Origin of the sequence: Bacteroides caecigallinarum, assembly GCF_021531075.1 — a bacterium.
Classification (GTDB): Bacteria; Bacteroidota; Bacteroidia; order Bacteroidales; family Bacteroidaceae; genus Phocaeicola; species Phocaeicola caecigallinarum_B.
The window spans coordinates 18,353-39,226 of the sequence record NZ_JADYTJ010000025.1; the positions used below are offsets into that span (position 1 = coordinate 18,353).

A 20,874-nucleotide genomic window follows, 5' to 3' on the forward strand; every position below is an offset into this window, starting at 1 on the left:
AACGATTGATGAACGCCAAATAAACAACGTCTAAACGGTAGTTAAACAGCAAATAAATAATAAGACAGCAGCTGACTGTTCAGTAAGCGTTTAGAAGATGTTCAGAAGCCGTTCAGATTATGTTTAGAAAACATTCAAAAAGGGGCAGAAACTGCTTTCTACCCCATATAAAATTATCCAAATCTAGTCAATCGCTGCTTTTTACTGGGACTTATTCATTTCTGATAACAGTTCCCGCAGAAGCATCACTGATATCTGAAGCCTGCTTGATTATCACCTGCTTCACACCATTGTCTATAGCAGAGAAAGAGTTCTCCAGCTTAGGTATCATACCTCCCTGGATTACGCCCTCTTCAGTATATTTGCGGAAGAGTTCAGGAGTAATGACAGGTATAACGCTATCATCATCGTTTTCATCGCTGAGAACACCTTTCTTTTCGAAACAGAACACCAAAGTCACATCGAAGAAAGGAGCAAGTCCCTTTGCTGTTTCTCCGGCTATAGTATCAGCATTTGTGTTCAGGATATTGCCTTTACCATCGTGAGTAAGAGGAGCCATTACAGGCACAATACCCTGAGAGATGAGGGTAGAAAGCATCTTTCCGTTCACTTCCTTAACATCGCCCACAAAGCCATAGTCCACATCCTTCACCGGACGTTTTACTGAAAGAATGGCATTCATATCAGCACCTGTCAGACCGATGGCATTCACTCCCCTTGCCTGAAGGCCGGCAACGATATTCTTGTTAACCAATCCACCATAAACCATAGTAACCACCTTCAACGTTTCGGCATCTGTCACACGGCGACCATTCACCATAGTGCTTTCAATACCCAACTGCGCAGCTACCTTAGTGGCAGAACGTCCCCCGCCATGCACCAGCAGTTTATATCCCGGTATTGAAGCAAAATCGTCAAGCAGGCGCGCAAGTGTATCCGGTTCCTCTACAATCTTTCCGCCCACCTTTATAATAGTAAGTTTTTCCATATTATTCCAAATAAGTATATCCATAAAGTCCCGAACGATAGTTAGAGAGGAATTCCTTTCCTTCTTCGAGCGAGATACGTCCTTCTTTCACTGATTTAGTAACCCAAGTTTCGAGTGTACGCACAAGTTTCTTAGGATTATACTGTACATAGTCAAGCACTTCTGCCACAGTTTCACCGTCTATCACCTGGTCTATGCTATATCCCTTATCGTTCACAGTTACGTGTACAGCATTTGTATCACCAAACAGATTGTGCATATCTCCAAGGATTTCCTGATAAGCACCTACCAGGAATACACCGATATAATACGATTCCTTACCCTTAAGAGTATGAACAGGCAAGTCATGCGATACACTTCTTGAAGAAACAAAGTTTGCAATCTTACCGTCAGAATCGCAAGTGATATCCTGCAGAGTAGCCGTACGGTCAGGTTTTTCATCAAGACGCTGTATAGGCATGATAGGGAAAATCTGGTCGATAGCCCAAGAGTCAGGTAGTGACTGGAAAAGAGAGAAGTTACAGAAATACTTGTCGGCAAGAAGCTTGTCGATATTTCTGAACTCTTCAGGTACATGCTTCAGTCCTGATGCTATCTGCGTAATCTCACGAGTGACAGACCAGTAAAGTTTCTCAATCTGCGCTCTAGTCTTCAAGTCTACAATACCGTGGCTGAACAAATCGAGAGTTTCCTCACGAATCTGCTGAGCATCGTGCCAAGCCTCAAGCATACGGCTCTGGTTCAAATTATCCCAAATGCCGTACAGTTCCTGTACCAATTCATGGTCATCTGGTGAAACTTCGAAATCTTCGTCCATAGCAGGAAGAGAAGCAGTCTCCAGTACCTCAAAAATCAACACAGAATGGTGTGCCGTAAGCGAGCGTCCACTCTCTGTAATAATATTTGGATGAGGAATACCATTTTTGTTGCTGGCATCCACCATTATAGATATAGAGTCGTTTACATACTCCTGAATAGAATAATTCACACTACTTTCGCTGTTAGGCGAGCGAGTTCCATCGTAGTCTACCCCCAATCCACCACCTATATCAACAAATTCAACCGGGAATCCCAACTGATGAAGCTGAACATAGAACTGTGAAGCCTCTCTGAGGGCAGTCTTGATACGGCGTATCTTTGTCACCTGGCTGCCAATGTGGAAATGAATCAGTTTCAGACAGTCTTTCATGTCTTTCTTTTCGATAAAGTCGAGTGCCTCAAGAAGTTCGCTCGAAGTCAATCCGAACTTACTTGCGTCACCACCGCTTTCTTCCCATTTCCCGCTACCCGATGAAGCCAACTTGATACGGATACCTATGTTTGGACGCACATTCAACTGTTTTGCCATTTTGGCAATCAGTCTCAGTTCGTTCATTTTCTCCACTACAAGGAAAATACGTTTACCCATCTTCTGGGCCAAAAGAGCCAGCTCGATATAACTCTCGTCTTTATATCCATTACAGATAATAAGCGAGTCAGAGTCTGTATTGATGGCAATCACGGCATGCAGTTCAGGTTTAGAACCGGCCTCAAGTCCGAGGTTGAATTTCTTTCCGTGACTGATTATCTCCTCAACCACAGGACGCATCTGATTCACCTTGATGGGATAGATGATGAAGTTCTGGGCATTATAGCCATACTCCTTCGATGCCTGTCCGAAGCAGTTCGAGATTTTTTCGATACGATTATCCAGAATATCCGGGAATCGCACCAGCATTGGGGCTGTAACGTCCCTAAGCTGAAGTTCGTCCACCAATTCCTTCAAATCCACAGCCACCCCGTCTTTACGCGGAGTAACCACCACATGTCCCTTCTCGTTTATTCCAAAATAAGAAACACCCCATCCGGTGATGTTATAAAGCTCTTCCGAGTCTTCAATACGCCATTTTCGCATTTCTTGAATTAATAATTAACAATTAAAAATTAATAATGTACTATCAATTATCATTAACCGGGATTTACCTCCCCTTCATCAGTCAGTTATATTATCTATCAGATTTTTAAGAATTTCCACCGTTTCATCAATCTGCGTCCTGCTTTCCAGTCTGCTACCATCTAATGTTATTGCAGCTTTCGAGTAGAAAGGCATCCTTCGCTCCAATCCCTCGGATATTGTCTGTCTCAGTTCATCGTCCGACTTTCCTGCCACGAGCGGTCTGTTGGCCGCAGCCAGTTTCAATCGACGGAACAGTACCTCCTGTGAAGCATCAAGAAACACAGTGATTCCGCGACTGTTCATAACCTCCATATTGTCGAAAAAGCATGGAGTTCCCCCTCCGCATGCCACGATGACATTTTCAAATTCCGATACTTCGTGCAGCATACTCCTCTCCAACTGTCGGAATCCGTCCTCACCACGGGTAGCAAAGATATCTCGTACAGATGCGTGCATACGCTCCTCGATGTACCAGTCGAGGTCGATAAAACTAAGATTGCATGCCTTGGCAAAAGCCTTACCTAACGTAGTCTTGCCAGAGGCCATATATCCGGTCAGAAATATTCTCATTTTTTTAGTTGTTAGTCGTTAGTTGTTAGTTGTTAGTTGTTGGTCATAACATTCGTCTAAAAACTAACAACTAATAACTAAAAACTCTTATCTATTTTTTCCTCTTTCTTGTTTCTGCCTTGGTTTTCTGCAGTTCTATCACCTTAAAACAAGCCTCTGGAGTTAAATCGGCAGGTTCCACTCCCGAAGGAATCTTGTAGTTCTTTCCTTCGCTTGCGATGTAAGGGCCATACCTTCCGTTCAGCACCTGAAGGTCAGGATAATCGGCAAACACCTTTATCACCTTCTTGGCCTCGGCATCCTGTTTGTCCTTGACCATCTGTACAGCTTCTTCCAGAGTGATAGTCAGCGGATCTTTATCCTTAGGCACAGACACATATATATTATCGTACTTCACATACGGACCGAATTTTCCGGCACCAATGCTCACCTGTTTTCCTTCATGTTCGCCCAGCATACGAGGCAGACGGAACAATTCCAAAGCTTCTTCCAGAGTAATAGTCTCCATTGACTGTTCTCGGCGCAACTGTGCAAAACGCGGTTTTTCCTCATCATCGGCACTACCAATCTGTACTACAGGACCGAAACGACCGATTTTTACAGAGACAGGTCTTCCGGTTGAAGGTTCCTCACCCAACAATCTTTCGCCCACCTTGTGTTCAGCCTTCGAGGCCGATGTCTTCTCCACCAACGGATGGAAAGCGGCATAGAAACGGCTTATCATATCCGTCCACGGCCTCTCGCCCGCAGCCACTTCGTCGAATTCCTTTTCCACTCCCGAAGTGAAGTTGTAATCCATGATTTCAGGGAAATATTCCAAAAGGAAGTCAGTCACCACTACACCAACATCGGTAGGCATAAGTTTCTGCTTTTCACTTCCTGCTGTTTCTGTCTTTATTTCGCAAGAGATGTTTCCTTTCTTATCGAGAGTAAGCAGTCTGAACTCGCGTTCTATACCCTCACGGTTACCCTTCTCCACATATCCGCGCTGCTGCACTGTAGAAATGGTAGGAGCATATGTAGAAGGACGTCCGATACCAAGTTCCTCAAGTTTTCTCACCAGACTGGCTTCAGTATATCTTGCAGGCGGCTGGCTGAAACGCTCTGTTGCACGAATGTCCTTACGCACAAGCTTCTGCCCGGCCTTCATTGGCGGCAACAGACGACTTTCGTCTTCGCGTTCGGAGTCATCATCAAGACTTTCGCTATACACACGCATAAAACCGTCGAATGTCACTGCCAGTCCGGCTGCATTAAACTTGCAGTCTGTACCCTCGGCAGCAATAACGGCAGTGGTCTTCATCAGTTCGGCATCAGCCATCTGCGAAGCCAGGGTACGCTTACGTATAAGGTCGTAAAGTCTCTGTTCCTGGGCAGTAGCATCTATCTTTTCCTTGTCCATATATGTAGGACGGATAGCCTCGTGCGCCTCTTGAGCCCCTTTAGTATGTGTATGATATTGTCGCGTACGCAGATATTTTTCTCCGGCCTTTTCGGTAATCACTTTCGCACATGCTCCAAGAGCCAGTTCCGAAAGGTTTACGGAGTCGGTACGCATATATGTGATATATCCGTTTTCATAAAGTTTCTGAGCCAGCATCATGGTCTGTCCCACGCTGTAGCCCAATTTTCGTGCAGCTTCCTGCTGAAGAGTTGAAGTAGTGAAAGGAGGTGCCGGACTACGTTTCACCGGACGTGTATTTATATCTTCCACTACGAAGTCAGCTCCCGCACATTGTTCTAGTATGCGACGTGCCTCTTTCTCCGTTTCCGGGCGTACTGACAACTCTGCCCTAATCTCAGCTCCATCAGTATCAGTCAGCACAGCAACCACCCTGAACGCCGGTTTCGGACTGAATGCATTTATTTCGCGTTCGCGTTCCACTATAAGTCTTACCGCAACACTCTGTACTCTTCCGGCCGAAAGCGACGGTTTTATCTTTTTCCACAATACAGGCGAAAGTTCGAAACCTACTATTCTGTCCAGCACACGACGTGCCTGCTGTGCATCCACCAGACTAAGGTCGATACCTCGCGGTGTCTGTATTGCATTCTTTATGGCATTAGGGGTTATTTCATGAAAAACTATTCGGCGTGTGTTTTCCTGTTTTAGTTTCAGCACTTCCTGCAGATGCCATGCTATAGCCTCTCCTTCGCGGTCCTCATCACTTGCCAGCCATACGATGTCTGCACTATCAGCCTCAGCCTTTAGCTGTGCCACAAGTTTTTTCTTGTCAGCCGGAACTTCGTATATAGGTGCAAAACCATGTTCTACATCTACGCTGAACGATTTCTTCTTCAGGTCGCGTATATGCCCGTAGCTGGACATCACCTTATATCCGCTGCCCAGAAACTTTTCTATGGTGCGGGCCTTTGCGGGAGACTCTACTATTACCAGATTGTTCTGCATATTTCAGGTTCAAATTGATTATTGATGGCAAAAGTAGAAAAAAAATTGAGGGTACATTATATAATAAGGTATGAAATGATAATTTTTTCTTATTTTTTTTCATCCCACTCCTCTATGGTTCCAGTTTCGGATGAGAATATTACACATATTCGTTTTCACTGCCGCCCAAACAGTTTGATGCAATCATTGATAAAAATCCGCGTCTTACTTATTATTTAGATAATCCAGCAAAAATATGTTACGTTCCAAATCAACTCATTTTACAGTCAGATATCCACTCTGATAAATCAAGAGAAAATCGGTGTTACACGTTCGTGTTACACGCGTTACACGTTCGTGTCACAAAAGTCACACGTTCGTGTTACTATAGTTACACGAACGTGTAACGGTAATTAAGAGTAGGTGTTTTATTAAAAAATTATCATCAAGAACGTTTTTTCTTTTATTTGATACCGTATAGTTCCCATATTCTGTCGGTTTCCCATAGGTTATTATTATTTTGCCCCACTGTCTAATAAAAGCTCTTCATTTTGAGGTATGGTTTTAATGTTCTACAATGGGTCTGTTGGAACACCCCCTTGACGGACTATGATAACCCTAACTTAATGTATTCGGTCCATGATCGGGATATTAAACCGCAAAGCATTTTCTATAATGTCCGATTTTCTTTAAGAATTTCGGACATTTTATTGCTACATCAAGAGTAATATCGTATCTTTACAAGTGGAATCATTGTGGATATGAAGACGATACTGACGAAGGAAATACGAAACATCATAGACCAAAACGGACCGAACAGGCTTTATATGGTGAGTGATTTTGCCCATCTGAATAATGATGGGCTAGTTACTCGTGCGCTTTCCCGATTAGAGAAAGAGGGTGTGCTCATTCGTCTTTCTCAAGGTCTATATCTATATCCATTACGGAATAAATTCGGTGTACTTCGTCCCTCTATAGAAGATATCGCATACGTTATAGCGGAAAAGGACAAGGCTCGTATTATACCTAGTGGATTGACAGCATTGAACAAATTGGGACTTTCCACACAAGTCACGATGAATGCAGTCTATTTGACAGATGCCACAGCAAGGGAACTTACTATCGGGAACCGTAAAATCATATTCAAGCGTAGCGCACCTCGCAATTTTGCCTACAAGACAGACTTGTTCCCACTTATAGTCGCTGCCATGAAAGAATTTAGATTTCCATTCTTCCCAAATCGAATGACATTAAAGCCGGATAATCGCCGCACACACTTTTAACGTCGCTACGTCCTTCATCACCATCCCATCCTATTCCATATACAGGGTCATCATGATGACCGAACATAAATCCGTATGCAGGAACTGTCTTCAATTTAAGAAGCAACTGTTCGGCTTCTGATGTTTTTACGGGTTTAACATCTTCTTTTGAAAGTTGGCAGGAATTTCCCAAAAGTGACATAATAATACTTGCGGCAATAAGTTACCTCATACTATTAGAGATTAAATTTATTATTGTAATTTATTTGGATCAGCAGTTGGAAAGCAAAGTTCCAACCACTGATTCATATTATTTATTTTTTTGGTTCAAGACGGAAATTGTCTATACAGATGCCGGTAGGAATATTCTCACCAAACAGACTATTATTCGTATTTACAAACGACAATTCACCTTTAAGATCAGGTTTTATATCGGAAATATTACGTGAAACGGTAATCCATTTACCATCTGTTGTTTCCGGGATGAAATCAGTACCGAACCCAATCCAATTATCAGCGAGTATATATTGCATGTTAGCCTGTGAGGCACCTGTAACTCCTTCCTCTATCTTTAAATCGAATTTGATAACATAGTTCTCAATATTAGAAACTTTAGCAGAACAGTGACTGCAATTAAATAGATAAATTGTCTTAGAAAGCGCAGATGAAGATGCAAACCTTAAATATGTATTACCATTGTCCTTAGGATATTCCAAAGTCACGCCTTCTGTCCAACTATTATCATTATGTCCTTCAAAATCACTGATCATGATAGCATCTTTAGATACAGGATCACGTTCCAATAATGTTGTAAGGGCGGTAATCTTAGTAATAGTATAACCATCTCCGGTAAGAATCAAATTATGTTTTTTCAGTTTCTCTGCAGATTCAGACGTTATCGTATAAGTAAAAAATCCTTGAGCTTTTTCATTTTCATCAATTTGTCCATGAGCATCGTCGTCCAATGGTTTCCATGTACCTGTATCTTGAAATGATTTAGTACCACTTTCACAACCTTTGAAATAAACAGTCAATACATCACCTTCTTTTAAATAGTGAAAATAAAAATGAGAGATTGGCAAATTGCTCCAACCAGAGATTTCTTTTTCACCTTCAAACAAAGTTATAACACTTTTTTCAGTATCTCCTCCTGCCGTTTTTTCCACAGGAACTTCCATGTCGTAATATTTGTTTGAATCAAGATTGTAAGAATATATTGTATTACATTTAGCAGTCTTTGTATAATCTGCTGTATATCCACTATAGTTACCCTTAAAAGAAAGTTCGATTGTCTGATCTATAGAAGCCGTATTTGTAGGGAACACCAAAGCATATAGATATGCAGTTTCACCTGCATTAACCTTTAAACCTCCTTCAGGTGTAGTAACCTTTATAGCGTATGTACCGTTTGATACACTATATGTAGGAGTTACTGTACCATCATTATCCATGCTGAGTTCAGCCTTATTACAGAAAGGTCCTGATATACTTACCTCATTTACTGTAAGATCCTCACTTTCGGTGTTAGTTATCTTGAATCTGTATATTGCAGGAAGGACCTTGAATTCGATGTTTGCAGAATTACTGCCATCTACAACTCCCGTACCGGACATCAATATGTATTGCTTAAGATGTTCTGTACTGTTCAGTTTTGTCTGTGTAAATCCGTCAGGCAAAGTGAATGTCACTTTATTTTCTGCACCGATATTACTATTTTCCAAAGGAGATACAGCCCAGATAATATCACCTTGAGCATACTGCTGTGATAAACCTGTAGTAATCTGGAGCTGTGCCCGTTTCTTATCATCTGTATTTGGAGTTACAACAGTAGCAGAATATTTCTTTTCATCTGTAAAGTTAACAAAAGCACTATTGCTCCAAACAAATGATTGCATCTTATCAGTAGATTCCCAAGTGAAAGCAGGACTTTTTCTTTCATCATCATTTATATCCCAATAAGCCCTTGACTCAACACCACCTTCATTTACATCACCCGTCAAAGAGATATAATATCCTTCGCCTGATACCGGAGCCTGTCCTTCTTCAAACTCATTCACACATGATGTAGCGAAAACAGAAGCCGCTACACAAGAAAGCGCGATAAAACGATTTGTATATGTCATAGTCGTATAAATTTTAAAAGTTAATCTTGCCAACCCAAATTAGTCTCACTTACAGAATTGAATCCCGCACTATTTCCATAACCAGGATCAGAAGCATTACCTCCTACATCAGGACCACTTGAACACAACATACCTTCATTTTGCACGCTGTAAGACATAGTCTTAGGTGCCACATAGCTTTCTTTCATTTCCGAAGAAGCCATGGTTACTCCCAATAATTCTCTTTGATTTTTCATGTTTTTATAGTTTTTAAGTTACCAATACGAATCAGCATCCTTAAATTATGAACTGATTCGTTTAATTAATAATGTATTTCAAGTTTAACAAGTAAAAAAGTATAGCTTTTAGTTCTGTATTTCGCAGAAAAAGAGTATCTTTAAGTGCTATCAAAAAGGACTCAATACTAAAAGCTATGGTCAAAGATAAACATATTATTTCAGAAATAGACTCATTTTTCTCTAAAAAATGATTGTAACAGGGCCATTAATTGTATAATCGGTACAATCTCCCGCCTGAACCTCAATTTCTCCGGCATTGGAATTGAGAAACGGCATAACTGTAAACTCACCAGTCTCCAAGTGTTGGAACTGCTTTTGCTCTTCCCTTTCTTCATGGTGAGGAGGGCAAGAACCCTGAAAAAAGACAAGGGCTGACAAGCAAGCAGTGGAATGCCCGCTTTTGCAAAGTCCGTGACGAAAAATCCGTGGTCAACACCCGTATCCGGGAATATAAACAAAGCAAGATTGAGCGTTCCATTGAAATGGTGAGGCATGCCATGAAGAAAGGCATACGGTTTGATTACCTGCTGGTTGACAGTTGGTTCACCTGTGCAGACCTGATACGATTCATCACTTCAAGACATTTGGAATGCCATCTGATAGGCATGCTAAAGATGGGGAAAAACAGATACAGGACCGAACATTCCGCTGCCGTATAGATGTCACAGGCTTTAATGTGGGAAGATCTTTATCTCGCTCAGCTTCAAGCCTGCCACAAGTGTTACGCATAGGACAATAATATCTGGAAATAATTTTGAAACAATAAAGTAATGATATTAAAAGAGAGCCGCATCATCTCCACTTTATAGTGAGTATGATACGGCTCTCTCTGTATTGTAGCTCAAATTTCGGATTTAGTGATACGCATACACTTAATAGCTGAATTTACCATACCGTCATTCAAACTTGCCTTTCGTCAGCTCCTCTTTCAGGAAAGCAAACACATAGTGGTAGCTTTGATGATAAAAATGCGTCCGTTCATCAACTACTTTCCGATAAGTTTCCGAATTGAATACCGTGGCAAGTGCCTCTTCCATTGTCATTCCGCTGTTCTGCTCGACCAGCAGGGCGGCAAGGTTCTTTACCATATCCGCCATCATTTCCGTTTTCTCACTCATATCCTTTTTAACTGTTTGATGGCACGTTCCGTACCGAAGAAATATTGAAGCGTCACACCTTTCATGTATTGCAGGTTACGCACAAGAGTTGGAAGGTCTATCGAACGGTTCTCGTATCGCCACAACTGCACGCCTACCCTGTCATTGGCTATGGGACCGATAACCACGTCATATTCATGTACAGGCTTTTCAGTCGGATTGTTTCGATTTAGTAGGATGAATTTCGCCCATTCTTCAGAATAACCGTTAAAACGGAGTACACTCAAGGCATTCAAGGCATCGTCCTCAACAAGGTAGCTTTGTACAACCGGAAAACCTGTTTCCAACTGTTCAACTTTAACTTTAGCCATATTCAAAGCCTGTTCATAGTCAGCAGACAGATAAAATCCACGTCCGAAATCTTTGTTAGGTTTCGATTTCAGCAAATCTATCCTATCAAAATCCTTGTTTGTCCCATGATAAAGTTTCATACCAATGCTCCTCCTTGACGATGGCAATATTCCGCAATGTCGTCCACCATTGAGGCAAACGACTGTGTATGCACATATCCGTAATTGCGATCAATAAAATCTATTCCTTTGTAACGACTCAGATAATTGAAGGCCTGTTTCATCGTCAGTCCGTACTTACGACCGAACTCAAGGATGAAGATGACTGTCCATTCCAGTTTTTCCTTTATATTATATTCCATTTTGATATTCTTTAGACCTTTGTACAAAGATAGCAAAAACCATTGTAAATCTGTATGAAAAGTAATAGAATTATTGCCATTACAGGAAAATCATAGTTTGTATCTACGTAAGTTGCTGTTTGAATATGTTTCATCCCCCTGAAATAGGCAAGATGATTTTATTCTTGCATTTAAATTTAATGTAAACCATAAATTCTCAAGATTTTTACTACTTTTGCTGTTATAAATATATAACACAAAATGAGTAAAAGTATAGAAAGCAACAAACAGTTTATGGTAGGCAACGGGCTCCTGGCTTTCGGAGTATTCTTCATCGTATGCCTGTTTCTCTATCTCGGTTTCCGTTCGCAAAAGAAAACCGGCAACGAACAAACTTATAAAGACATCTATGAGGTATGCCTGACAAAATCATTTGCAGGCGATTCACTGAATATATTCATCAACGACAGTCTGATAATGGCACGCACTATGGGCAATGCTGACATCACATTCCAGATAAACAGATTTGCAGAAGAGAATGCACTGATGGTGGTAGATGCCAAAACGGATATCATGACTCCTTTCAACCTTAGTAAGGAAGGAGGCAAGGTTACAGTGGAAAAGAAAAACGGACAGATATTCTTTCTGTACGAGGGTAACGAACAAAAATAAAGAAAAAGTATAACATACTAAATATCGGCGTGACAGACATTAGGACATTGTCTATCACGCCGTTTCTTTTGAAAAAATTTGTAGCTCGAAAAATAAATATTAAATTTACGATGTTTAACTTGATAAACATAATTTACTCAATTAAAACATCATGTTTTATTTTAAGACAAACACTAATAAGTAATTATAAATAGTATGAACAGTGAGGATATCAAAAATCTGTTAAGAAACGGAGAACATATATTTCTTGAATGCAAGAAAGCAGAAAACACAATTCCAAAATCATTATGGGAATCTTATTCCGCATTTGCAAACACATACGGTGGAACAATTTTGTTGGGAATAGGTGAGATTTCTTCAGAAACAGATAATTCCAAAAGATTCATAATTACAGGTGTTAGTGAGCCAAACAAATTATATAAGGATTTATGGAATACAATAAACAGTAATGAAAAAGTCAGTATAAATCTACTACGTAACGAAGATGTACAAACTATTGACATTGAAAATAAAAAAGTCATAGCAATAAACGTACCTCGTGCTGACTATACTGTTCGCCCTGTTTATATAAACAATAATATTATTAGAGGAACATTTAAACGTAATCATGAAGGTGATTATCATTGCACTGAACAAGAAATAAAAATGATGCTACGCGATGCCAACGAATCAGGCAATGACAAGTTGTTCCTTGAGTTTTACTCTATGGATGATATTGATATTCCCACTTTAGAGAAATACCGTATAATGTTTAAAACAAACAATCCTGAGCATATTTGGAATGACCTTGGCAATAAGGATTTTTTAATACAGTTAGGTGGTTACACAATAAATCGCAAAGAGAATAAAGAAGGTCTTACAATGGCTGGATTACTCATGTTTGGCAAAGGATTACCAATACGTGAACGGTTTGATAATTTACGGATGGACTATATTGACAAGTCAAACCTGATAGGAGAACAACGTTATAGTGACAGATTAACCTATGATGGAACTTGGGAAAATAATTTGTTTAACTTTATCAGACTGGTATTACCACGTATTACTAAAGACTTACCACGCCCTTTTAATATGGAAGGAGTAGTAAGGATAGACGATTCTCCTCAACATAAAGCCGTCCGTGAAGCTGTAACAAATATGATAATTCATGCAGACATGATGTTAAATGGAATCCTTCGTATAGAAAAATACAATGACAAGTTTGTACTAACTAATCCTGGATTACTTAAATTGCCAATAGAACAAATCTATGCTGGGGGTGAATCCAAATCAAGGAATCAGAGAATACAAAACATGCTTCGTATGATCGGGTATGGAGAAAATTTAGGTTCAGGATTTCCTCTTATTCTTAATGCATGGAACGAGAGACATTGGCTAAAACCGGAATTAATAGAACAACAAGACCTTATGCAGGTCAAGCTTATTCTTAGTATAAATACTAAAGATGTCACTTTAGGTGTCACTAAAGATGTCACTTTAGGTGTCACTAAAGATATTATTTCAAGAAGGAACACCATAATGGAATTAATCCAAAACAACAGTGAGATAACAATTTGTGAGTTATCAAAAAAAATAAACGTCACTGAACGTACTATTAAAAGAGACCTATCTGTACTTCAAAAATCAGGATTCATCATTAGAGAAGGAGGACGTAAGGAAGGTAAATGGATAATAGCCAAAAATAAATAATAAAAAATACATTTAGCATCCAATACAAAAACACAATACAAAAATTGCTATCTTTGCCCTTAACTGTATTAAGGCATATACAAGAGAACGAACAATCTAAATAATTATTTTATATGAAAGACTTTTTGAAAATGACATTTGCCTCGATCATCGGAATGGTGATTGCCGGTTTCGTATTACTAATAATGGGTATATCGGTTATAGGCGGAATGGTGGCTACTACTGAAGTGGCAACTGTAGTGAAAGAAAATTCAGTTTTCGTACTCGACCTTAAGGGTAGCGTAGTGGAAAGATATGAAGATAACCCATTCGAACAGCTTTTGGGTGAAGAAATAACTACAAGAGGGCTTGAAGATATCCTGGCATCAATAGAGAAAGCCAAAAACGACCCTAAAATTAAAGGTATGCTTATCAATGCCGAAGCTTTCGCCTGTTCTACTGCATCGCTTCAGGACATCAGAACTGCAATAGCAGACTTTAAGGAATCAGGAAAGTTTGTTGTGGCTTACTCAGGCGCTTATACTCAAGGTGCATACTATGTTTCTACCGTAGCCGACAAGGTTTTCCTTAATCCTTCGGGAAGTATTTCATGGCACGGACTGTCTGCACAGACTATGTTCCTGAAAGACCTGCTTGCCAAGGTGGGTGTAAAAATGCAGATATTCAGAGTAGGTACATACAAATCAGCCGTAGAACCGTTCATCGCCACAGAAATGAGTCCTGCCAACAGAGAGCAGACTCTTGCTTTCACCCAGTCAATCTGGAACGAAATCGTAAATGAAGTATCAGAATCAAGAAACATCTCAGCTGAAAAACTGAATGAGATGGCTGACAAATGTATGGATTTCCAGCCTGCAGAAGCATACGTGGAAAACGGACTGGCAGACCAGCTGATGTATAAGGATGAGGTATTGTCATATCTGAAGAAGTTGACGGGCATAAGCGAAAAATCTACCCTTAACACTCTGACTCTGGACGATATGAAGAATCTTGCAGTGACTTCAGCTGTTAAGAGTCGTGACGTGATAGCGGTATATTATGCATTTGGAGAAATAGACAACGCTGCAGATCCATATAATGAAGGTATCGTATCTGAAAAAGTAACAAAACATCTGCGTGACCTGAGAAATGACGACAATGTTAAGGCCGTGGTTCTCAGAGTGAACTCACCGGGTGGTAGCGCATACGGTTCTGAGCAGATTTGGAGAGAAGTATCACTACTGAAAGAAAAGAAACCGGTGGTAGTTTCAATGGGTGACTATGCTGCTTCAGGAGGTTACTATATATCTTGTGCTGCCGACTGGATTGTGGCTCAGCCAACTACTCTTACCGGTTCTATCGGTATATTCGGAATGATTCCTGATGCATCGGAGCTTATCACAAAGAAACTTGGTGTCAAAATAGACGGTGTAAAGACCAACAAGCTAGCTGATATGGGAGACATGAGCCGTCCGTTCAACGCAGAAGAAGGTGCGCTGATACAGGGTATGGTGAACAGCGGTTACGAACTATTCACCAAGAGATGTGCTGAAGGCAGAAATATGCCTATTGACAGTCTGAAAATGATTGCCGAAGGTCGTGTATGGTCGGGCGAAATGGCTAAAGAGCTGAAACTTGTTGATGAACTGGGAAATCTGGAATGTGCTATCAAGAAAGCTTCTGAGCTTTGTGGTATAAGAGACTACAAGGTGGCTTCTTATCCTAAGAAAGTGGATTTCATCACAAGCCTCATCAGCAACGCCAAGCCTGAAAGATATATAAGCAGCAAACTGGAAGATTCGTTCGGAGAATTCTACAACGGATTCATGATGATAAAGAACCTCGACAAGGCCGATCGCATACAGGCAAGAATGCCTTTCGAGATATCTATAAACTAAAATGTATAAAAGTTCCAACCACACGAAGATGAAACAAAGCAAACCTCGCATATACATTCCTCTGCTTCCTTTCTCGGCATTATACGGCATGGCTGTATGGCTGAGAAACAAGCTTTTCGACTGGGATATTCTGAAATCAAGGAGTTTCCCGATACCGGTGATATGCGTGGGAAACATCACAGTGGGTGGAACCGGGAAAACGCCTCACACTGAATATCTGATAAGACTGCTGAAAGATGAATTCAGTGTGTGCGTGTTGAGCCGCGGGTACAAACGCAAATCGAAAGGTTTCGTTCTGGCAGAGAAAGGTAAGAGCACTATAGAGGATATAGGAGACGAACCTTTCCAGATGTGGCAGAAGTTTCCGGATATCAATGTAGCCGCCGACAGTGACAGATGCAACGGTATTGACAATCTTATCGTAAAGACCGGCAACCGTGACAAGAAGCAGGTAATTGTACTTGATGATGCATACCAGCACAGATACGTAAAGGCAGGTATGTACATACTGCTGATAGACTACAACAGACGTATCCGTCACGACACTCTCCTACCCGCCGGACGACTAAGGGAACCGGAAAGCGGAAAAAGCAGGGCTGATATTATCATAGTGAGCAAATGTCCGGAAAGCTTAACATCTGAAGAAATGGACAGACTGCGTTCTGAAATATCACCGACAGCAGAACAGGAAGTGTTCTTCACATATATGAAGTACGGAAATCTGTACCGCATATTTCGTCAGGGAAATAGCGACGAAATGAAACCCGAGGATATATCATCGGACAGCCATATACTGTTGCTCACCGGAATTGCATCGCCCAAGGCTATAACAGAGAAGCTTAGGCAATACACCGGGAACATAGAGTCAATGGTATTTGCCGACCATCATAACTTCAACCGGGAAGACATGGAGACCCTCAAAAACAGATTCATGTCGATGTCAGAAGGCAGAAGGATGATAATAACAACCGAGAAAGATGCAGCAAGGCTTACCACTCATCCGCACCTGAGCGAGGAACTGAAACCATATATCTACGCTCTGCCTGTGGAAGTAAGCTTCCTGAACAACGAAACAATAAAGTTCAACCAAAAAATAACCGAGTATGTTAGAAAAAATTCAAGAAACAGCAGCATTCCTGAAAGCAAGGATGCAGACAAATCCTGAGACAGCAATTATACTGGGCACAGGACTGGGCAGCTTGGTACACGACATTACCGACAAGTATGAAATACCTTATTCAGAGATACCGAATTTCCCCGTATCGACAGTGGAAGGACACAGCGGCAAGCTCATCTTCGGAAAACTTGGAGGTAAGGATATCCTCGCAATGCAAGGACGTTTCCACTACTACGAAGGTTACTCGATGAAAGAAGTGACATTCCCTGTCAGAGTAATGAGAGAGCTCGGCATAAAGACACTTTTCGTATCGAACGCGGCTGGTGGAACTAATCCTGATTTCGAAATAGGCGACCTTATGGTTATTACTGACCATATAAACTTCTTCCCGGACAATCCGCTGAGAGGCAAGAATATAGACTATGGACCTAGATTCCCGGACATGAGCGAGGCTTATTCGCACGAACTTATTGAAAAGGCATTCGAAATTGCTGCCGAAAAAGGAATCAAACTGCAGAAGGGTGTATATATCGGTACCCAGGGACCTACTTTCGAAACTCCTGCCGAATACAAAATGTTCAGAATCATGGGAGCCGATGCTGTAGGCATGTCAACAGTACCTGAAGTTATTGTGGCAAACCATTGCGGAATCAAGGTATTCGGTGTTTCTGTCATAACAGACTTAGGAGTGGAAGGAAAGATAGTGGAAGTATCGCACGAAGAAGTACAAAAGGCTGCCGATGCCGCACAACCACGGATGACCAGCATAATGAAAGAACTTATAAACAGAGTATAAACAATCATATAATCATGCACGAAGGAAACAGAACAGAAATTTCCACTTTGGGAGAATTCGGACTGATAAAACATCTGACCGACAATATAAAGTTAGTAAACAACGAAACAAAATACGGTATCGGTGATGATGCTGCCGTGTTGGAATATAACGACCGTCAGGTGCTCGTCACTACAGACCTGCTTATGGAAGGTGTACATTTCGACTTGGTATATACACCACTGAAACATCTGGGCTATAAGTCGGCAATGGTAAACTTTTCCGACATATACGCAATGAACGGAACCCCGAAGCAGATAACAGTATCGCTTGCCGTATCAAAAAGATTCTGTATTGAAGACCTGGAAGATTTCTACGAAGGATTGAAACTGGCATGCCAGCTGCATAATGTTGACATAGTGGGCGGCGATACCACTTCATCTGTAACAGGACTTGCAATATCTATCACATGTATAGGCGAAGCAAGAAAAGAAGATGTGGTTTACCGCAACGGTGCCAAGGAAACAGACCTTATCTGCGTGACAGGTGACCTTGGAGCTTCATATATGGGACTTCAGTTGATGGAACGCGAAAAAGCCGTGTTCAACGGAAGCAAGGATGTACAGCCTGACTTCGCCGGTAAGGAATATCTATTGGAAAGATTCCTTAAACCGGAAGCAAGAAAGGACATCATCGAGGAACTGGCAAAAGTAGGTATCAAACCTACTGCAATGATGGATATCTCCGACGGACTTTCTTCCGAACTGATGCATATATGCAGCCAGAGCAAATGCGGATGCCGTGTTTACGAAGAGCGTATTCCGATAGACTATCAGACAGCCGTCATGGCTGAAGAGTTCAACATGAACCTCAGCACTTGCGCCTTGAACGGAGGAGAAGACTACGAACTTCTTTTCACTGTGCCACTTACAATGCACGAAGCTGTATCCCAAATAAAAGACGTGAAAGTGATAGGCCATATCACAAAACCTGAACTTGGATGCGCACTCGTGACAAGAGACGGCAACGAACTGGAGCTTAAGGCTCAGGGATGGAACCCTTTGAAATAAAAACAAGCCCACATTTATAGGATGTCAGCAATGTTTTATTACGGACATTGCTGGCATTTGATTTAATCAATATATCTATTCTGCTTAAACAATTAACAATCCTGTTTATAACTTCATGAGCAAATTATCACCCGAAACTATAGAATTTATCAACAAACACCGTAAAGATGATGTAAGACAGCTGGCTCTGCAATCAAAAAAAGATGGTAAGGTGGACATAAACGAAGCTGTAACACAAATTGCCGGATGGCAGATTGCTGAGAAAAAGATTCCTTCATGGAGCAAAATAGATTCTATAATCTATCCCAAACATCTTTCTATGGAGCAATGTTCGTCTGAGGTTACAGCAAGATTCAAGGCATCACTGGTGAAAGGTGAAACTTTTGCCGACCTGACATCTGGTTTCGGTGTAGACTGTTCATTCATTGCCTCTGGATTCAAGCATGCACACTATGTGGAAAGACAGGAAGAATTATGTGATATTGCCAGACACAACTTTAAGTTACTTGGATTAAATCATATTGAAGTCCATAACACAGACGGAGTAGAGTTTCTGAAAAATATGGAACCTGTGGACTGCATCTACCTTGACCCTGCAAGAAGAAACAGCAATGGAGGGAAAACAGTAGCAATAACCGACTGTGAACCTGACGTGAGCGGCATGGAAGAGTTACTTGTTGAAAAAGGTGGTACGGTAATGATAAAGCTGTCACCTATGCTGGATTTGCACTCGGCAATGAAAACACTTAAACATATCAACAGTATTCACATCATATCTGTTAATAACGAATGCAAGGAACTTGTTATTATCCTATCAAAGCACTCATTATCAGATGAAAAAGCTGTTGATAAAATAAAAATAAGTTGTGAACAACTTGTTAATAACTCAGAAACGCAACATCTGGAATTCACCTACGAAGAGGAAAAATCTGCAGAGGTAAACTACTCTGACAGTGTTGGGGAATATCTTTATGAACCGGGAGCTGCTATACTAAAAGCAGGTGCATTCAAAATACTTGCAAAAAAATTCAGTGTTAAAAAGCTGCATCAAAACAGCCAGCTTTATACTTCAGACGAGCTGGTTGACTTTCCAGGCAGACGATTTAAGGTAATAGAGGTTTCCACATTTGCGAAAAAAAATCTCAAGGCCTTCCTTAAAGACCTTGAGAAAGCAAATCTTACTATAAGGAACTTTCCATCAACAGTTGACGAGTTGAGAAAGAAACTCAAGCTGAAAGAAGGTGGAGATGTTTATATCTTTGCCACCACACTTGCCAACGGTGATAAAGTTCTCATTAAATGTCAAAGCATAAAATCACTTATTTCCTAAAAGAAAATCATCAATGGCACTCTTAAGGCTTTCCTTTGGCAAAGCACCTTGTGCCACTTGCGGTTCGCCCTTGACTGGAATAAACAGTAATGTAGGAATGCTGCTGATACCAAAGGCAGAAGCCAATTCTCTTTCTTTATCTGTATCTATCTTATAGATAACTATCTTACCTTCATACTCTTTTGCAAGCTCTTCCAACACAGGGGCTATAGCTTTACATGGTCCACACCATGTTGCATAGAAATCTACAATAGCAGGTTTGTCACCCTCGTAAACCCATTTATCCGGGTTTTTCTCGTAGTTATAAACCTTATTCATAAATTCCACCTTTGTGAGATGTTTAACCGGAGATTCCTTGCCCTCATTTACGGACTGACCTGCAAAACATAAATTTATTACAAGCACTGAAAAAAATAATAAAGCAATTCTCTTCATAACAATATACTTTTAAAAATAAAGAATAAGAAATACTTATCAAAAAGACTATTCTCTCAAAATCATGTACAAACTAAAGTAGATGAGAACAATCATTTATACAAAGATAATGTTTTTTGGTGACAGTCAAACAATATGACATACAAATTTGTAAAGATTTTAATTTGACATATTTGCTAAAGGTATTACAAACGAAAAGTCAAGCTTCGGATCTGAATTAGCTTATCAAGTCCCCCATAACTAAACAAAAAATCCAGCCTTATCTTAAAATTAAGATTTCGGGCTGGATCTTTAATTTTGTTTGCCTGAATTCTATTAATATTCTTCCTCGTTGAAGAAGAAATCTTCCTTACTAGGATAGTCAGGCCAAATATCCTCAATGCTTTCATATATTTCACCTTCATCCTCCATTTCCTGAAGATTTTCTATCACTTCAAGAGGAGCACCTGAACGCATTGCATAATCAATCAACTCATCCTTAGTTGCCGGCCATGGAGCATCCTCCAATTTTGAGGCCAATTCTAATGTCCAATACATAGTATATCTATTTTTAAAAGTTTTACTTTTATTATTTG

19 protein-coding genes and 2 pseudogenes are annotated in these 20,874 nt (G+C 40.6%); 9 read left to right on the forward strand and 12 right to left on the reverse strand.

Going from position 1 to position 20,874, the window contains the following annotated elements:
• Positions 1-211: 211 nt before the first annotated feature.
• From argB to topA, 4 genes are all read right to left on the reverse strand, one after another.
• Positions 212-988: an acetylglutamate kinase gene (argB, locus tag I6E11_RS08255; RefSeq protein WP_235337621.1), complete on the reverse strand. Its 777-nt coding sequence runs from the start codon at positions 986-988 to the stop codon at positions 212-214.
• A 1-nt stretch (position 989) separates the two neighbouring features.
• Complete coding sequence (gene speA, locus I6E11_RS08260) at positions 990-2,882, reverse strand: biosynthetic arginine decarboxylase (protein WP_235337600.1); 1,893 nt, start codon at positions 2,880-2,882, stop codon at positions 990-992.
• 78 nt (positions 2,883-2,960) lie between these two features.
• Positions 2,961-3,494, reverse strand: a complete 534-nt coding sequence (locus I6E11_RS08265; RefSeq protein ID WP_235337601.1) for a shikimate kinase — start codon at positions 3,492-3,494, stop codon at positions 2,961-2,963.
• 91 nt (positions 3,495-3,585) lie between these two features.
• Positions 3,586-5,904 (reverse strand): type I DNA topoisomerase, encoded by a 2,319-nt coding sequence (topA, locus tag I6E11_RS08270; RefSeq protein WP_235337603.1) that lies wholly within the window; start codon positions 5,902-5,904, stop codon positions 3,586-3,588.
• Between the two features lie 740 nt (positions 5,905-6,644).
• Here topA and I6E11_RS08275 point away from each other — a divergent pair.
• The gene (locus I6E11_RS08275; RefSeq protein ID WP_235337604.1) at positions 6,645-7,166 is read left to right on the forward strand and encodes a DUF6088 family protein; all 522 of its coding nucleotides are present in this window, start codon (positions 6,645-6,647) and stop codon (positions 7,164-7,166) included.
• Here I6E11_RS08275 and I6E11_RS08280 read toward each other — a convergent pair.
• The 3 genes and pseudogenes from I6E11_RS08280 to I6E11_RS08290 form a co-directional block, all read right to left on the reverse strand.
• Positions 7,105-7,347 (reverse strand): annotated as a pseudogene (locus I6E11_RS08280) (beta-mannosidase); the annotation flags it as partial. The gene I6E11_RS08275 and the pseudogene I6E11_RS08280 sit on opposite strands and share 62 nt — an antisense overlap.
• Before the next feature lie 112 nt (positions 7,348-7,459).
• The gene (locus I6E11_RS08285; protein WP_235337605.1) at positions 7,460-9,268 is read right to left on the reverse strand and encodes a glycan-binding surface protein; all 1,809 of its coding nucleotides are present in this window, start codon (positions 9,266-9,268) and stop codon (positions 7,460-7,462) included.
• Positions 9,269-9,288: 20 nt separating this feature from the next.
• Complete coding sequence (locus I6E11_RS08290; RefSeq protein WP_235337606.1) at positions 9,289-9,471, reverse strand: hypothetical protein; 183 nt, start codon at positions 9,469-9,471, stop codon at positions 9,289-9,291.
• A 209-nt stretch (positions 9,472-9,680) separates the two neighbouring features.
• Between I6E11_RS08290 and I6E11_RS08295 the strand changes: the two are divergent.
• Positions 9,681-10,187 (forward strand): annotated as a pseudogene (locus I6E11_RS08295) (IS4 family transposase); the annotation flags it as partial.
• Between the two features lie 255 nt (positions 10,188-10,442).
• Here the strand turns inward: I6E11_RS08295 and I6E11_RS08300 are convergent.
• From I6E11_RS08300 to I6E11_RS08310, 3 genes are read right to left on the reverse strand one after another with little or no spacing between them, the layout of a single operon-like run.
• Positions 10,443-10,664, reverse strand: a complete 222-nt coding sequence (locus tag I6E11_RS08300) for a hypothetical protein (protein WP_235337607.1) — start codon at positions 10,662-10,664, stop codon at positions 10,443-10,445.
• Positions 10,661-11,134: a DUF3990 domain-containing protein gene (locus tag I6E11_RS08305; RefSeq protein ID WP_235337608.1), complete on the reverse strand. Its 474-nt coding sequence runs from the start codon at positions 11,132-11,134 to the stop codon at positions 10,661-10,663. Before I6E11_RS08305 ends, I6E11_RS08300 begins: the two co-directional genes overlap by 4 nt.
• Positions 11,131-11,355: a DUF3791 domain-containing protein gene (locus tag I6E11_RS08310; protein ID WP_235337609.1), complete on the reverse strand. Its 225-nt coding sequence runs from the start codon at positions 11,353-11,355 to the stop codon at positions 11,131-11,133. Before I6E11_RS08310 ends, I6E11_RS08305 begins: the two co-directional genes overlap by 4 nt.
• A gap of 240 nt (positions 11,356-11,595) precedes the next feature.
• Between I6E11_RS08310 and I6E11_RS08315 the strand changes: the two genes are divergently transcribed.
• The 7 genes from I6E11_RS08315 (at position 11,596) to I6E11_RS08345 (ending at position 19,864) form a co-directional block, all read left to right on the forward strand.
• Positions 11,596-12,006 (forward strand): hypothetical protein, encoded by a 411-nt coding sequence (locus I6E11_RS08315; protein ID WP_235337610.1) that lies wholly within the window; start codon positions 11,596-11,598, stop codon positions 12,004-12,006.
• A 195-nt stretch (positions 12,007-12,201) separates the two neighbouring features.
• On the forward strand, positions 12,202-13,695 hold the full coding sequence (locus tag I6E11_RS08320; protein WP_235337611.1) for an RNA/DNA-binding domain-containing protein: 1,494 nt from the start codon (positions 12,202-12,204) through the stop codon (positions 13,693-13,695).
• A 113-nt stretch (positions 13,696-13,808) separates the two neighbouring features.
• Complete coding sequence (sppA, locus tag I6E11_RS08325; RefSeq protein ID WP_235337612.1) at positions 13,809-15,572, forward strand: signal peptide peptidase SppA; 1,764 nt, start codon at positions 13,809-13,811, stop codon at positions 15,570-15,572.
• Positions 15,573-15,600: 28 nt separating this feature from the next.
• Positions 15,601-16,737, forward strand: coding sequence for a tetraacyldisaccharide 4'-kinase (gene lpxK, locus I6E11_RS08330; protein ID WP_235337613.1), 1,137 nt, complete (start codon positions 15,601-15,603; stop codon positions 16,735-16,737).
• Positions 16,676-17,485, forward strand: a complete 810-nt coding sequence (locus I6E11_RS08335; protein WP_204508974.1) for a purine-nucleoside phosphorylase — start codon at positions 16,676-16,678, stop codon at positions 17,483-17,485. The genes lpxK and I6E11_RS08335 overlap by 62 nt, the downstream gene beginning before the upstream one ends.
• Positions 17,486-17,499: 14 nt before the next feature.
• The gene (gene thiL / locus I6E11_RS08340; RefSeq protein WP_235337614.1) at positions 17,500-18,534 is read left to right on the forward strand and encodes a thiamine-phosphate kinase; all 1,035 of its coding nucleotides are present in this window, start codon (positions 17,500-17,502) and stop codon (positions 18,532-18,534) included.
• Between the two features lie 115 nt (positions 18,535-18,649).
• Positions 18,650-19,864: a class I SAM-dependent methyltransferase gene (locus I6E11_RS08345; protein WP_235337615.1), complete on the forward strand. Its 1,215-nt coding sequence runs from the start codon at positions 18,650-18,652 to the stop codon at positions 19,862-19,864.
• Here the strand turns inward: I6E11_RS08345 and trxA are convergent.
• Both trxA and I6E11_RS08355 read right to left on the reverse strand, forming a co-directional pair.
• The gene (gene trxA, locus I6E11_RS08350) at positions 19,850-20,299 is read right to left on the reverse strand and encodes a thioredoxin (protein ID WP_235337616.1); all 450 of its coding nucleotides are present in this window, start codon (positions 20,297-20,299) and stop codon (positions 19,850-19,852) included. The two genes, I6E11_RS08345 and trxA, sit on opposite strands and share 15 nt — an antisense overlap.
• A 315-nt stretch (positions 20,300-20,614) precedes the next feature.
• A complete protein-coding gene (locus tag I6E11_RS08355) occupies positions 20,615-20,836 on the reverse strand; it encodes a DUF2795 domain-containing protein (RefSeq protein WP_002558131.1) in 222 nt (73 codons plus the stop codon).
• Between the last annotated feature and the right edge of the window lie 38 nt (positions 20,837-20,874).